The organism is Mesorhizobium sp. M1312, from assembly GCF_040318115.1.
Classification (GTDB): Bacteria; Pseudomonadota; Alphaproteobacteria; order Rhizobiales; family Rhizobiaceae; genus Mesorhizobium.
In genome coordinates this window covers 75,688-90,021 of the sequence record NZ_JAMYLQ010000016.1, presented here as the reverse complement: position 1 = coordinate 90,021, position 14,334 = coordinate 75,688, and the positions used below count along the sequence as shown (strand labels likewise).

General features: G+C 63.8%; 10 protein-coding genes and 1 pseudogene. 7 read left to right on the top strand and 4 right to left on the bottom strand.

Annotation, left to right across the window (positions count from 1 at the left end; genetic code table 11):
* Nucleotides 1-34 precede the first annotated feature (34 nt).
* Together NKH36_RS19375 and NKH36_RS19370 are read right to left on the bottom strand one after the other, a co-directional pair.
* Nucleotides 35-1,075 (bottom strand): annotated as a pseudogene (locus tag NKH36_RS19375) (aldo/keto reductase).
* Nucleotides 1,076-1,440: 365 nt separating this feature from the next.
* Nucleotides 1,441-3,624: a primosomal protein N' gene (locus NKH36_RS19370; RefSeq protein WP_352958074.1), complete on the bottom strand. Its 2,184-nt coding sequence runs from the start codon at nt 3,622-3,624 to the stop codon at nt 1,441-1,443.
* A gap of 92 nt (nt 3,625-3,716) precedes the next feature.
* Here NKH36_RS19370 and fsa point away from each other — a divergent pair, with 92 nt between their 5' ends.
* Nucleotides 3,717-4,370 (top strand): fructose-6-phosphate aldolase, encoded by a 654-nt coding sequence (fsa, locus tag NKH36_RS19365; protein WP_023678103.1) that lies wholly within the window; start codon nt 3,717-3,719, stop codon nt 4,368-4,370.
* A gap of 359 nt (nt 4,371-4,729) precedes the next feature.
* Here the strand turns inward: fsa and lptE are convergent, their stop codons facing one another.
* Both lptE and leuS read right to left on the bottom strand, forming a co-directional pair.
* The gene (lptE, locus tag NKH36_RS19360) at nt 4,730-5,317 is read right to left on the bottom strand and encodes an LPS assembly lipoprotein LptE (RefSeq protein WP_352958075.1); all 588 of its coding nucleotides are present in this window, start codon (nt 5,315-5,317) and stop codon (nt 4,730-4,732) included.
* Nucleotides 5,304-7,928, bottom strand: a complete 2,625-nt coding sequence (gene leuS, locus NKH36_RS19355) for a leucine--tRNA ligase (RefSeq protein ID WP_352958076.1) — start codon at nt 7,926-7,928, stop codon at nt 5,304-5,306. The genes lptE and leuS overlap by 14 nt, the downstream gene beginning before the upstream one ends.
* 146 nt (nt 7,929-8,074) lie before the next feature.
* Between leuS and NKH36_RS19350 the strand changes: the two genes are divergently transcribed.
* From NKH36_RS19350 to atpD, 6 genes are all read left to right on the top strand, one after another.
* The gene (locus NKH36_RS19350) at nt 8,075-8,737 is read left to right on the top strand and encodes a YggS family pyridoxal phosphate-dependent enzyme (RefSeq protein WP_352958077.1); all 663 of its coding nucleotides are present in this window, start codon (nt 8,075-8,077) and stop codon (nt 8,735-8,737) included.
* 206 nt (nt 8,738-8,943) lie between these two features.
* Nucleotides 8,944-9,339, top strand: coding sequence for an AGROH133_08824 family phage infection protein (locus NKH36_RS19345; RefSeq protein WP_352958078.1), 396 nt, complete (start codon nt 8,944-8,946; stop codon nt 9,337-9,339).
* 246 nt (nt 9,340-9,585) lie between these two features.
* Nucleotides 9,586-10,146, top strand: a complete 561-nt coding sequence (locus tag NKH36_RS19340) for a F0F1 ATP synthase subunit delta (protein WP_352958079.1) — start codon at nt 9,586-9,588, stop codon at nt 10,144-10,146.
* Complete coding sequence (gene atpA / locus NKH36_RS19335; RefSeq protein WP_352958080.1) at nt 10,146-11,675, top strand: F0F1 ATP synthase subunit alpha; 1,530 nt, start codon at nt 10,146-10,148, stop codon at nt 11,673-11,675. Before NKH36_RS19340 ends, atpA begins: the two co-directional genes overlap by 1 nt.
* 33 nt (nt 11,676-11,708) lie before the next feature.
* Entirely contained in the window at nt 11,709-12,593 is an 885-nt protein-coding gene (locus NKH36_RS19330; protein ID WP_352958081.1) for a F0F1 ATP synthase subunit gamma, read from the top strand.
* A 73-nt stretch (nt 12,594-12,666) separates the two neighbouring features.
* Nucleotides 12,667-14,250 (top strand): F0F1 ATP synthase subunit beta, encoded by a 1,584-nt coding sequence (gene atpD / locus NKH36_RS19325; protein WP_352958082.1) that lies wholly within the window; start codon nt 12,667-12,669, stop codon nt 14,248-14,250.
* Nucleotides 14,251-14,334: the final 84 nt, after the last annotated feature.

The following is a 14,334-nucleotide window of genomic DNA, read 5'->3' as shown; positions in this document are numbered from 1 at the left end:
GCTCCCGAAACATCAAAGCGAAGATGCGTTTGAATTACTTTTTCGGCGCAAAGGGCGCCGGCCGCCGGCCAGCCGCCTGACGCTCGAGCATCCAGACCGGATATTCGGATGGCAGCGCGCTGACCTCGTCGAGACGAGCAAGATCGTCGCTGTCGAGCTTCAACTCGGTGGCGGCAAGGTTCTGTTCGAGCTGCTCCATGCGGCTGGCGCCGATGATCACGCTCATCACGAAGGGCTTTGCCAGGACATAGCCGAGTGCCACCGTGGCGACGCTGACGCCGTGCTTGGCGGCGATCTCGCGCATGACGGCAACCGCCGCCCAGGCGTGGTCTTCCTTGACCGGCGGAAAATTGAAGCTGGCGCGGCGGCCCTCGCCGTTGCCGGGGGCACCGGGCCCGTATTTGCCGGAGAGCAGACCGCCCGCCATCGGCGACCAGACCATCAGCCCAAGCTTCTCCTCGTTGAGCAGCGGCACGATCTCGCGCTCCAGATCGCGGCCGGCGATCGAGTAATAGGACTGGACGGTCTCGAAACGGGCAAAGCCCTTGCGCTCGGCGATGCCCCAGTGCCTTGGCAATGCGCCAGGCCGCCCAGTTCGAAACGCCGATATAGCGGACCTTGCCGCTGGCAACCAGATCGTCGAGCGCTCTGAGTGTCTCATCGATCGGCGTCACCGTGTCGGTGCCGTGAAGCTGATAGAGATCGATATGGTCGAGCTGCAGCCGCTCGAGACTGGCCTCAACCGAATCCATGATGTGGCCGCGCGAGGAACCGCGCTGGTTGGGGCCGTCGCCCATGGCGCCATGGACCTTGGTGGCGATGATCACATCCTGCCGGTTGATGCCGAGATTCCTGAGCGACTGGCCGAGAAGCCGTTCCGATGCGCCGAAGGAATAGACGTCAGCGGTGTCGAAGAAATTGACGCCGGCGGCGAGCGAGCGCTGGACGATCCGTCCTGGTCGAGGCTGGCGATCAGGCCCCATTGGGCATTTTCGCCGGCGGCGCCGAAGGTCATCGTGCCGAGGCAAAGTTCGGAGACGAACATCCCCGTGTTTCCAAGTTGGTTATAGCGCATGGTGCGGCTCCGGGAATTTGGTGGTGAGATCCACCAAATAGGAACGGAACGTTTCGTTTCTAGTCCTGGCCCAACGAATTCTCGGCCTGGCAGAAAGGCCGGCGCCGCTACGAACACCAACGGCGTCGCCTCAGCCAGCCAGGCGCGCCATGATCGCGAAGGCTGTCATGCCGAAGGCGACTGCGGCGAGCGGCAGGAGGAGCTCGACCAGCGCTGTTTTGGCGCTCACGCGACCTTGCCTCGCAGCCACTGCCCGTTTGAACGGCCTGTCGGTTTTGACGGCCAACACCCGGCATTTTGCGATTCTCGCCGTGCCTTACCTGAACCCATTCACCGAACGCGCCTTGGAAGCGTAATTCGACACCTCACAAAAAACTCTGCGGGTCGATGTCGACTTGTACGCGCGCCGAGCCCCGTATCTTCGGCCCCTCGGCCAGCATGGTGCGAATGAACCCCTGCATGTCGGCGCGCCGCTCGCCCTGGATCAGCAGGCGAAAGCGATGGCGGCCGCCGATCATTGACAGCGGCGCCTCGGCCGGGCCGAGCACGAACAGGTCGGAGGCCTGAGGCGCGGCGCGCCGCAGACCCCGCGCATGGCCCTCCGCTTCCGCCCTTGTCGCAGCACTGACGATGACGCCGGCGAGCCGGCCGAAAGGCGGCAGTGCCGCCCGCTCGCGCTCGGCGATCTCGCGCTCGTAAAAAGCCTCGGCGTCGCCGGAGACGATCGCCCGCATCACCGGGTGGTCGGGCTGGAAGGTCTGCAGCAGGCCAAGGCTCTTCTTGCCGGTGCGGCCGGCGCGGCCGGTCACCTGGCTGAGCAGCTGAAAGGTGCGCTCGGCGGCGCGCGGATCGCCATTGGCCAGACCAAGATCCGCGTCGACCACACCGACCAGGGTCATGTTGGGGAAATTGTGGCCCTTGGCGACCAGCTGCGTGCCGATGACGATGTCGGCCTCGCCATTGGCGATGGCTTCAAGCTCTAACCTCAGCCGCCGCACGCCGCCCATCAGGTCGGACGACAGGACGATGGTTCGGGCGTCAGGGAAATGCCCGACGACCTCTTCGGCGATGCGCTCGACGCCTGGCCCGCAGGCGACCAGGTGATCGAGCGTGCCGCATTCCGGGCAGGCCTCTGGCCGCCGCTCATTGTGTCCGCAATGGTGGCAGACGAGCTGGCCGCGAAAGCGGTGCTCGACCAGCCAGGCCGAGCAGACCGGGCAGCCAAAGCGATGGCCGCAGACCCGGCACAGCGTCAGCGGCGCATAGCCGCGCCGGTTGAGGAACAGCAGCGACTGTTCCTTTTTCTCCAATGTCTGGCGCATATGGCCAAGCAGCACCGGCGACAGAAAGCCGCCGCGTGCCGGCGGCGCGCGGCGCATGTCGATCGTCTTCAAGTCGGGAAGGGCCGCCTCGGCGAAGCGCGCCGAAAGCACCGCCCTGCTGTAGCGGCCTTGGCTCGCATTGACCCGGCTTTCGACCGACGGCGTCGCCGAGGCGAGCACCACCGGAAAGCCGCCGATATGGCCACGCACCACCGCCATGTCGCGCGCATTGTAAAAGACGCGGTCCTCCTGCTTGTAGGCCGGGTCGTGCTCCTCGTCGACGACAATCAGCCCGAGTTCCCTAAACGGCAGAAACAGCGCCGAACGCGCGCCGGCAACGACGCGCACGCCACCTTCCGCCACTTGCCGCCAGACACGCTCGCGCATCCTTGGCGGCAGGTCCGAATGCCATTCCGCCGGCTTGGCGCCGAACCGTTCCTGGAAGCGCTCGAGGAAGGCGTGGGTCAGCGCGATCTCCGGCAGCAGGATCAGCACCTGCTTGCCACGGTCGAGCGCCGCCGCGACCGCCTCGAAGTAGACCTCCGTCTTGCCCGATCCGGTCACCCCGTCGAGCAGCGTGACGCCGAATGTGCCGGCCGCGACATTGGTGCGCAGCATCTCGGCCGCATCGCTCTGGTCCGGCATCAGCGAAGGCACGGCGTAGCCCGGGTCGGGTGCTGCGACCACCGGTCGCGGTGGGATCATGACGGTCTCGAACACGCCTTGCGCTTTCAGCCCGTCGATGACGGTCGACGAGACGCCGGCCGCATGCGCCAGCCCGGACCGCGTCCAGGCGAGCCCGCCTTCGGCTGTTTCCAGCACGCGCATCCTCGCACCCGTCATCCGGTCGGGGTTGGCGAAGGTGCGTTGCAGTCCTTCGATCCACGGTTCCGGGTCGAAGGCCTCCGGCGCCCGCAGCAGCATGCGCGCTACCATACCGGGCGGCGACAGCGTGTATTGCGCGATCCAGTCGACGAAGCGGCGCATAGCGCGGTCGATAGGCGGGCAGTCGAAGACCTGCTCGATCGGGCGCAGCTTTTTTGCGTCGACCTTTTCGACGGCGCCGTCCCAGACAATGCCGGCAACCTGGCGCGGGCCGAGCGGCACGCGCACGATCGAGCCCGGCACCACGCGCATGCCGGCGGGCACGGCATAGGTGTAGGGCCGCTCGGCGGGCATCGGCACCAGCACCGGCGCGGCCGCGACAAAGGGCGAATCTTCGATCATGAGGCGTGACCTTGCCCCGACTTTCGTCTAGATCAAAGTCCGACCCCAAATGTGCATGACATGCACATGAAAAAATCTTCAGGAGACCCGTCATGAAATTTTTTGTCGACACCGCCGATGTCAAGGAAATCCGTGAGCTGAACGATTTGGGGCTGCTCGACGGCGTCACCACCAATCCCTCGCTGATCCTCAAATCCGGCGGCAAGATCGCCGACGTCACCAGAGAGATCTGCGAGATCGTCAAGGGCCCGGTCTCGGCCGAGGTCGTCGCCACCGAATACAAGGACATGATGGCGGAGGCCAAGATCCTGGCCAGGATCGCTGACAATGTCTGCATCAAGGTGCCGCTGACGCTCGATGGCCTGAGGGCCTGCAAGGACATCCGGTCGGACGGCCGCATGGTCAATGTCACGCTGTGCTTCTCGGCCACCCAGGCGCTGCTCGCTGCCAAGGCCGGCGCCTCCTTCATCTCGCCCTTCGTCGGCCGCATCGACGACAGCGGCTGGGACGGCATGGAGCTGATTGCCGATATCCGCACCATCTACGACAATTATGATTTCCAGACAGAGATCCTGACCGCTTCGGTGCGCACGGTGAACCATGTCAAGCAGGCCGCACTGATCGGCGCCGACGTCATCACCGCGCCGCCGGCGACGCTGAAGGCGCTGGTCAAGCACCCGCTGACCGACAAGGGCCTTGAGCTGTTCCTCGCCGACTGGGCAAAGACCGGCCAGAAGATCGGCTGAAATCAGAAGATCGCTTTCGGCCGTTCCGCGCCCTCGCATCTGGACAAGCGAGGGGCAACGACGGCCGGACTGCTGCCGACCGCTTCCAGCTACCGGCAGCTCGGAATGGCGCTCGTATCCACGACCGTGCCAGATTAGTGGCCGGCTATCCCTGCAGGATCGCAAGCCGGTGCGAAAAAAAAGAAGCACTCGATTCTGGCCCTTCTTCGTCTACCACAGATGTCACGGCATGGATCCCAGGGTCTCCGCGACGTCGCTTCGCTCCTGCTCCGCCCAGGGATGACGAAGGGAGAGGTGTTTCGGCCAATCTCGAAGGCTTGCCACTAAAAGCATTTATCGGCTGTCGCCGTGTCGAGGCTCTAACCCGCCACCGTCTTGCCGTGCTTGATCAGATTCTGGGCGATCGACAGGCGCAGCAGGTCCGCCAGTTCGCGCGCCGCGCGGTTTTCGGCGTCGATTTGTGCCCGGTAGGAGGCAAACTCCTGACGCGGCCTGTCGAAGGACGACGCTATCGAGCGCTTGCCGGTCGCGATGGTCTTGCCGGTCTTGGCGTCGGTCAGGATATAATTCGCGGTCAGTGTCACCGTGCCCGCCGTTGGCTCGTCGTCATCGGTCGTGATCTGCACGGTTGCAGCGGATTCAACAAGTTCGGTAACGCCGAGATCGAGCGAATAGGCGGGCGAAGCCGGCTCGCCCGCACCCTGGCCGAGCGCGAAGATCAGATTGTTGCGGACCTGCTGGGCATAACGGGTGTTGACCGGCTTGACCGAGATGGACCCGAGTTCGGCGGCAGCCCCGACTTGCGAGCCGGCCGACAGCGGCGCGCTCGAATAGAGCGGGCGCACCGTGCAGGCCGAAACCAGCGCAACCGAAGCGACCAGGCCATACAGCACGGTACGGCGCAGCAAATGCGTCACTTCTGTCTTCCTCGGATCAGGCAACGACATTGACGATCCTCTGCGGGATGATGATCACCTTGCGCGGGGTCTTACCTTCGAGCGCTTTCTGCACGAAGTCGAGAGCCAGAACCGCTTTTTCGACGGCACCTTGGTCCGCGTCGCGGGCAATTGTCAAATCGCCGCGCTTCTTGCCGTTGACCTGGACCGGCAGCACGATCTCGCTGTCGATGACAAGCGACGGATCATAGACAGGCCAGGGCCGTTCGGCGACCAGATCGGTGCCGCCGAGCGTCTGCCAGCATTCCTCGGCCAGATGCGGCATCACCGGCGCAATCAGATGCACGAGGATGTCGACGGCTTGCCGGCAGGCAGCTTTGAGCGCCGGCTCGGCCTTGCCTTCGGCCGCCTCGTTGAGCGGCGTGGTGAGCGCATTGGCGAGTTTGTAGATGCGGGCGATGGCGCGGTTGAAGGCGAGCTTTTCAATATCCTCGCCGACCGATTTCAACGCCTTGTGCGCGGCCTTGGAAACAGTCCCTGCCTCACCCTCCTTCGCCGCCGCCGGTCGGATTCCGGCGAGCGATTCGGCAGCCGTCGACACCAGGCGCCAGATACGCTGGATGAAGCGGTGCGCGCCGGCGGCACCCTCGTCGGTCCATTCGACGTCACGCTCGGGGGGCGAGTCCGACAGCATGAACCAGCGCGCGGTGTCGGCGCCGTAGCCGTCGGTGATCTCTTCCGGGCTCACCGTGTTCTTCTTCGACTTCGACATTTTTTCGAGCGGGCCGATCACCGCCTCTTCGCCGGTCGCGATTTCGAGGGCGCGGCGTTTGCCGTCGACGTCCTCCAGCCGAACCTCGCTGGGCGCAAGCCAGCGGCTGTTCGAGCCACTGCCGACCCGATAGGTCTCGTGCACCACCATGCCTTGCGTGAACAGGCCCTTGAATGGCTCGGCCAGATCGACATGTCCGGTCTCGCGCATGGCGCGGGTGAAGAAGCGCGAATAGAGCAGATGCAGGATCGCGTGCTCGATGCCGCCAATATACTGGTCGACCGGCAGCCATTCGGTAGCTGCCTTGGGATCGGTCGGGTCGTTCGCCCACGGCGCGGTGAAGCGCGCGAAATACCACGACGAATCGACGAAGGTGTCCATCGTGTCGGTTTCGCGGCGTGCGTCCTTGCCGCATTGCGGGCATTTGACATGCCGCCATGTCGGATGGCGGTCGAGCGGATTGCCCGGCCGGTCAAACTCGATATCGTCCGGCAGCTTGACCGGCAGGTCCGCCTTCGGCACCGGCACCACGCCGCAATCCTCGCAGTGGATCATCGGGATCGGGCAGCCCCAGTAGCGCTGGCGCGAAATGCCCCAGTCGCGCAGGCGGAAGTTGACCTTGCGCTCGGCCACCGGCCGATTGCCGATGGTCTTTTGTTCCAGCAGCTTCGCCACCTCGTCGAACGCCTGATCAGGCTTCATGCCGTCGAGGAAGCGCGAATTGATCATTACGCCATCGCCGACATAGGCCTCGTCGATGATCTGGAAGTTTCCCTGATTCTCGCCTTCCGGCATCACCACCGGAATGACCGGCAGGCCATATCGGTTAGCGAAGTCGAGGTCGCGCTGGTCACCGGACGGGCAGCCGAAGATGGCGCCGGTGCCGTACTCCATCAGCACGAAATTGGCGACATAGATAGGCAGCGTCCACGCCTCGTCGAACGGATGGACGACGCGGATGCCGGTATCGAAACCCCTCTTCTCGGCTGTCTCCAGTGCCGCCACCGAAGTGCCCATATGGCGAACCTCGTCTATGAACTTGGCCAGCGCCGGATTGCTTTCGGCCGCCTTCTTCGCCAGCGGATGATCAGCTGCGACCGCCATGAAGCAGGCGCCGAAGATGGTGTCAGGCCGCGTCGTGTAGACCTCCAGCTCATCTTCGCCATCGATTGCAGTGGCCAGCGGCCAGCGGATCAGCAGGCCTTCCGAACGGCCGATCCAGTTCGCCTGCATCAGCTTGACTTTTTCCGGCCATTCGTCGAGGCCTTCCAGCGAGTCCAGCAGATCCTGCGCATAGTCGGTGATCTTGAAGAACCACTGCGTCAGCTCGCGCTGTTCGACCAGCGCGCCCGAGCGCCAGCCACGTCCGTCGATGACCTGCTCATTGGCAAGCACCGTCATATCCTCCGGATCCCAGTTGACCTTGGAGGATTTGCGCGTCACCAGCCCCTTCTCGACGAAATCGAGGAACAGCATCTGCTGGCGGTGGTAGTAGTCGACGTCGCAGGTGGCGAATTCGCGTGCCCAGTCGAGCGACAGGCCCATGACCTTGAGCTGCTCGCGCATGGCGGCGATGTTCTGATAGGTCCAGTCCTTGGGATGGACCTTGTTCTGCATCGCCGCGTTCTCGGCCGGCATGCCGAAGGCGTCCCAGCCCATCGGGTGCAGCACGTTAAAACCCTTGGCCCGCTTGTAGCGCGCCACGACGTCCCCCATCGTATAGTTGCGGGTGTGGCCGATATGGATGCGCCCCGACGGATAAGGGAACATCTCGAGCACGTAGTATTTCGGACGCGGGTCGTCGTTGTCGGCCTCGAACAGCTTTTTGGCGTCCCAGGCCTTCTGCCATTTGGGCTCTGATGCGCGCGGATTGTATCGTTCGGTTGCCATCGGGTGTTTTTCACTTAAAAGCATGCGCGAACAGCCGGACATGCCCGGCGGCTCAGGAAATGTCGTCGCGGTGTTCACCATGGATTGCCGGACCCGTCAACTGCGACGCCCCGGCCAGGACAAAAACCAGAGTCAGGGATATAGGCATGGCGAGCGCCGTCGAACAGTTTTTCACGGTCAAGGCGAAGATCGCCGCCGCCGAGCGCGAGGCGGGACGGAAAGCCGGCGCGGTGACGCTGGTCGCGGTGTCGAAGACCTTCGACGCCACCGATATCAGTCCGGTCATCGAGGCTGGCCAGTGTGTTTTCGGCGAGAACCGCGTCCAGGAAGCACAAGCCAAATGGCCGGCGCTGAAAGAGGACTTCCCCGACATCGAGCTGCACCTGATCGGCCCGCTGCAATCGAACAAGGCGAAGGAAGCAGTCGCGCTGTTCGACGTCATCGAGACGGTCGATCGCGAAAAGATCGCCGCCGAACTCGCCAAGGAAATCGCCAGACAAGGCCGGTCACCAAAACTCTACGTCCAGGTCAACACCGGCTCGGAACCGCAAAAGGCCGGCATCGAACCAAGCAAGGCCGTCGCCTTCGTCACCCGCTGCCGCGACGTCCATGACCTCGCTATCGAAGGTTTGATGTGCATTCCGCCGGCCGACGAAAATCCCGGCCCGCATTTCGCGCTGCTGGAGAAACTCGGGCTCGAGGCGGGGGTCGAAAAGCTCTCCATGGGCATGTCCGGCGACTACGAAACGGCGATCGCCTTCGGCGCGACCAGCGTGAGGGTCGGCTCGGCGATCTTCGGCACCCGTTAGCGATCGCCACCAAAACCGCCAATCTCCGACATCTGCGATTAGCCGCAGGCCACCCCGGCCTCGTCATCCTGGGTCTGCGCCGCGTCCGAGGCAGCGTTCGCGTTGGACTGATGCACGCCCGTAAATTGCCGACGCCCATCTGGCGCATGTCTCTTCCTTCGCTAGAATGCCCGAAATTTCGAAACAGCCATTTGCGAGGGGACAGTATGGAATTTGCGTTTCCGTGGCCGATGAGCCAGGGGGAGTGGCTGGCATGGTCGAGCGCAGTCGCGACCTTGTTGCTGGGCCTGCTGCTGTTCCTGGCGCCAGGGCTGGCCTTTCGAATCCTGCGGCTGCAGGTCAAGCCCGAGAAGGCGGCGGCGATCGCCGAAGGGCGCGGCAGGATGTCGGGCTTCTATCTCGGCGTCGGCCTGTGCTGCATTCTGCTGGCGCAACCGCTGCTCTACATGGCGCTTGGCTTTTCCTGGCTGTTCACAGCCTTCGGCCGCCTGCTGTCGATGATGTCGGACGGCGCCAACACACCTTTCAACTGGGCGTCCATCGTGGTGGAACTGGTGCTGGCGTCGCTGCCGCTTGCCTTCGCCTTCGGCTTTGTGCCTTGAATCAAAGGCTAATTCGGGACCGGTGGTCAAACCGCACCGCCGGATGCGACAATAGTGCCTGAAAACCATGCGGGACGACGCATTGCGGTCTTAAAATGCCTGTGCTAGACGGCAATCGACTTTCGGCCGGGGATAGCGGAAGCCGCGCCTCCGTGCTTGGAAAAATGCAGTAAGGTCAAAGATTTAGCTAGAGTTTTCACTCGCGCCAACAATCTGCGGCCTGTCAGACAAGAGAAAAGACGGTCCGTGGCCCAATCGTCATCGCCAATCTCAGGTGTCGCAGAACGCTATGCGGGTTCGCTGTTCGAGCTCGCGCTCCAGGCGAATTCGATCGCCGAGGTCGAGGCCGACCTCAACAGTTTCGCGGCGATGCTCGAAGGCAGTGCGGATCTGACTCGTCTGATCAATAGCCCGGTGTTCTCCAGCGAGGACCAGGCCAAGGCCATTGCGGCGATCGCCGACAAGGCAGGGATCACCGGCCTCACCGGCAATTTCCTGCGCGTCGTCGCCCAGAACCGCCGGCTGTTCGCCATCCCGGGCATGATCAAGTCATTCCGCCAGGTCGCCGCCGAGCATCGTGGCGAGGCCGCCGCTGAAGTTACCTCGGCGCATACGCTGACCGACGCCCAGCAAACCGAGCTGAAGGCGGCGCTGAAAGGCGTTGCCGGCAAGGATGTCGCGATCACCGTGACCGTCGATCCGTCGCTGCTCGGCGGGCTGGTTGTCAAGATAGGCTCGCGCCAGATCGATACGTCGCTCAAAACCAAACTCAATTCGCTCAAGCTTGCACTGAAAGAGGTCGGCTGATGGACATCCGCGCCGCGGAAATTTCCGCAATTCTGAAAGACCAGATCAAGAATTTCGGCAAGGAGGCCGAGGTCTCCGAAGTCGGCCAGGTTCTGTCCGTCGGCGACGGCATCGCCCGCGTCTATGGCCTCGACAATGTCCAGGCCGGTGAGATGGTCGAGTTCCCCGGCGGCATCCGCGGCATGGCGCTCAACCTCGAAGCCGACAATGTCGGCGTCGTCATCTTCGGCGCCGACCGCGACATCAAGGAAGGCGACATCGTCAAGCGCACCGGCGCCATCGTCGACACGCCTGTCGGCATGGGCCTGCTCGGCCGTGTCGTCGACGCGCTCGGCAACCCGATCGACGGCAAGGGCCCGATCCAGGCGACTGAACGCAAGCGCGTCGACGTCAAGGCGCCCGGCATCATTCCGCGCAAATCGGTGAACGAGCCGATGTCGACCGGCCTTAAGGCCATCGACGCGCTGATCCCGGTCGGCCGCGGCCAGCGCGAGTTGGTCATCGGCGACCGCCAGACCGGCAAGACGGCGATCATCCTCGACACGATGCTCAACCAGAAATCGGTGCACGAGCACGGGCCGGAGAAGGAAAAGCTCTACTGCGTCTACGTCGCCGTCGGCCAGAAGCGCTCGACCGTCGCGCAGTTCGTTAAAGTTCTCGAAGAGCGCGGCGCGCTCGACTATTCGATCATCATCGCCGCCACCGCTTCCGATCCGGCGCCGATGCAGTTCCTGGCGCCGTTCACCGCCTGCACCATGGGCGAATATTTCCGCGACAACGGCATGCATGCGCTGATCAGCTACGACGATCTGTCGAAGCAGGCTGTCGCCTATCGCCAGATGTCTCTGCTGCTGCGCCGCCCGCCCGGCCGCGAAGCCTATCCGGGCGACGTCTTCTACCTGCATTCACGCCTTCTGGAGCGTGCCGCCAAGCTCAATGACGACAATGGCGGCGGTTCGCTGACGGCGCTGCCGATCATCGAGACCCAGGCCAACGACGTGTCGGCCTACATTCCGACCAACGTCATCTCGATCACCGACGGCCAGATCTTCCTGGAAACCAATCTGTTCTTCCAGGGCGTCCGCCCGGCGGTCAACGTCGGCCTGTCGGTGTCGCGCGTCGGCTCCTCGGCGCAGATCAAGGCGATGAAGCAGGTCGCCGGCTCGATCAAGGGCGAGCTCGCGCAGTACCGCGAAATGGCGGCCTTCGCCCAGTTCGGCTCCGACCTCGACGCCGCTACGCAGCGCCTGCTCAACCGCGGTGCGCGCCTGACCGAACTCCTGAAGCAGCCGCAATTCTCGCCGCTCAAGGTCGAAGAACAGGTTGCGGTGATCTTCGCCGGCGTCAACGGCTATCTCGACAAGCTGGCAATCGACCAGGTCAGCAAATTCGAGCATGGCTTGCTCAGCCACATGCGCTCGGCCGGCAAGGAGGTGCTCGACGGCATCCGCAAGGAGAAGGCGCTGTCGGACGATCTGCGCGCCAAGCTGAAGGCGGACATCGACACCTTCGCCAAGACCTTTGCTTGAACGAAGCCGGACGGACGGGATCAGGTTTGAAGCATGCCTTCACTAAAAGACCTTCGTAACCGTATCGCCTCGGTCAAGGCGACGCAGAAGATCACCAAGGCGATGCAGATGGTCGCCGCGGCGAAGCTGCGTCGCGCGCAGGAAGCGGCGGAAGCGGCGCGCCCGTATTCGGAGCGCATGGGCGCTGTGCTGGCCAACATCACCCAGGCGATCGGCGGCGGCGGCGAGGCCCCGGCGCTGATGACCGGCACCGGCAAGGACGACGTGCATCTGCTCGTCGTCTGCACCGCTGAGCGTGGTCTGTGCGGCGGCTTCAATTCGCAGATCGCACGCCTTGCCCGCGACCATATCCGCAAGCTTTTGGCCGACGGCAAGCAGGTCAAGATCATCTGCGTCGGCAAGAAGGGGTTCGACATCCTGCGTCGCGATTACGCGGCGCTGATCCTCGAGCGTGTCGACTTGCGCGAAGTGAAGACGCTCGGCTTCGTCAATGCCGATGCCATTGCCAAGAAGGTCATCCAGCTCTTCAACGAAGGCGGCTTCGACATCTGCACGCTGTTCTACTCGCAGTTCAAGTCGGTGATCAGCCAGGTCCCGACGACCCAGCAGATCATCCCGGCAGGCGTGCCTTCGACTCCCGCCGAGGCGACCGACGGCGGCAATGCCGTCTATGAATACGAGCCGGAGCCGGGCGAAATCCTCTCCGACCTCATCCCGCGCAACATCTCCGTCCAGGTCTTTCGTGCTCTGCTCGAAAACGCGGCCGGCGAGATGGGCGCCAAGATGAGCGCCATGGACAATGCGACGCGCAACGCCGGCGACATGATCAACAAATTGTCGATCACCTACAATCGCCAGCGGCAGGCGCAGATCACCAAGGAATTGATCGAAATCATTTCGGGCGCCGAGGCGCTCTAGGCGCGCTCCCATGAAGGTCAGCGACCTTCAGGCGGATCGCGTGAGAAACAAAGAGACGAAAAGGGTAAAGACGATGGCGAAAGCAGCGACCCCCCAGAAGGCGGCCCCGAAGACCGCCGCGAAGGCGGCAGCACCGGCAAAGGCTCCGGCAGCGGCAGCGAAGGCCGCTCCGGCCAAGAAAGCGGCCGCGCCCGCTAAGGCTGCCGCAGCGAAGGCGCCGACCGTTGCCATCAAGGAGACTGGCTTGGCCGGCAAGGTTCGCCAGGTCATCGGCGCCGTGGTCGACGTGCAGTTCGGCGAACATCTGCCGGCGATCCTGAACGCGCTGGAAACGTCCAATGTCGGCAATCGCCTCGTGCTCGAGGTGGCCCAGCATCTTGGCGAGAACACCGTGCGCTGCATCGCCATGGACTCGACCGAAGGTCTGGTTCGCGGCCAGGACGTCTATGACACCGGCGCACCCATCACCGTGCCGGTCGGCCCGGGCATGCTCGGCCGTATCATCAACGTCATCGGCGAGCCGGTCGACGAGGCAGGCCCGGTCGACGGTATCGAGATGCGCTCCATCCACCAGCCGGCTCCGACCTATGTCGAGCAGTCGACGGAAGCGCAGATCCTGGTCACCGGCATCAAGGTTCTCGACCTGCTTGCGCCTTATGCCCGCGGCGGCAAGATCGGCCTGTTCGGCGGCGCCGGCGTCGGCAAGACCGTGCTGATCCAGGAGCTGATCAACAACGTCGCGAAGGCGCATGGCGGCTTCTCGGTGTTCGCCGGCGTCGGCGAGCGCACCCGCGAAGGCAACGACCTCTATCATGAGTTCATCGAGTCCGGCGTCAACAAGAAGGGCGGCGGCGAAGGATCCAAGGCGGCGCTCGTCTATGGCCAGATGAACGAGCCGCCGGGTGCGCGCGCTCGCGTCGGCCTGACCGGCCTGACGGTTGCCGAATATTTCCGCGACCAGGGCCAGGACGTGCTGTTCTTCGTCGACAACATCTTCCGCTTCACGCAGGCTGGCTCCGAAGTGTCGGCGCTGCTCGGCCGTATTCCTTCGGCCGTGGGCTACCAGCCGACGCTGGCCACCGACATGGGTGCGCTGCAGGAGCGCATCACCACGACGACCAAGGGCTCGATCACCTCGGTGCAGGCGATCTACGTGCCGGCCGACGATCTGACCGACCCGGCGCCGGCGACTTCGTTCGCCCACCTCGACGCGACGACCGTGCTCAACCGCGCGATTTCGGAAAAGGGCATCTATCCGGCCGTCGACCCGCTCGATTCGACCTCGCGCATGCTCGACCCGATGGTCGTCGGCGAAGAGCACTACCAAGTGGCGCGCCAGGTGCAGTCGATCCTGCAGCGCTACAAGTCGCTGCAGGACATCATCGCCATTCTGGGCATGGACGAGCTGTCGGAAGAGGACAAGCAGACGGTGGCCCGCGCCCGCAAGATCGAGCGCTTCCTGTCGCAGCCCTTCTTCGTCGCCGAAGTGTTCACCGGCGCGCCGGGCAAGCTGGTCGATCTCGCTGACACCATCAAGGGCTTCAAGGGCCTCTGCAACGGCGACTATGACCACCTGCCGGAAGCCGCCTTCTACATGGTCGGCGGCATCGAAGAAGCGGTCGAGAAGGCTCAGCGCCTGGCGGCCGAAGCGGCGTAAAGAAGCGAATAGCGAATAGGGAGTAGCGAATAGGGGCGATGTGAGCCGAGCGTTTTTGTCTATTCGCTACTCACTAATCGCTAT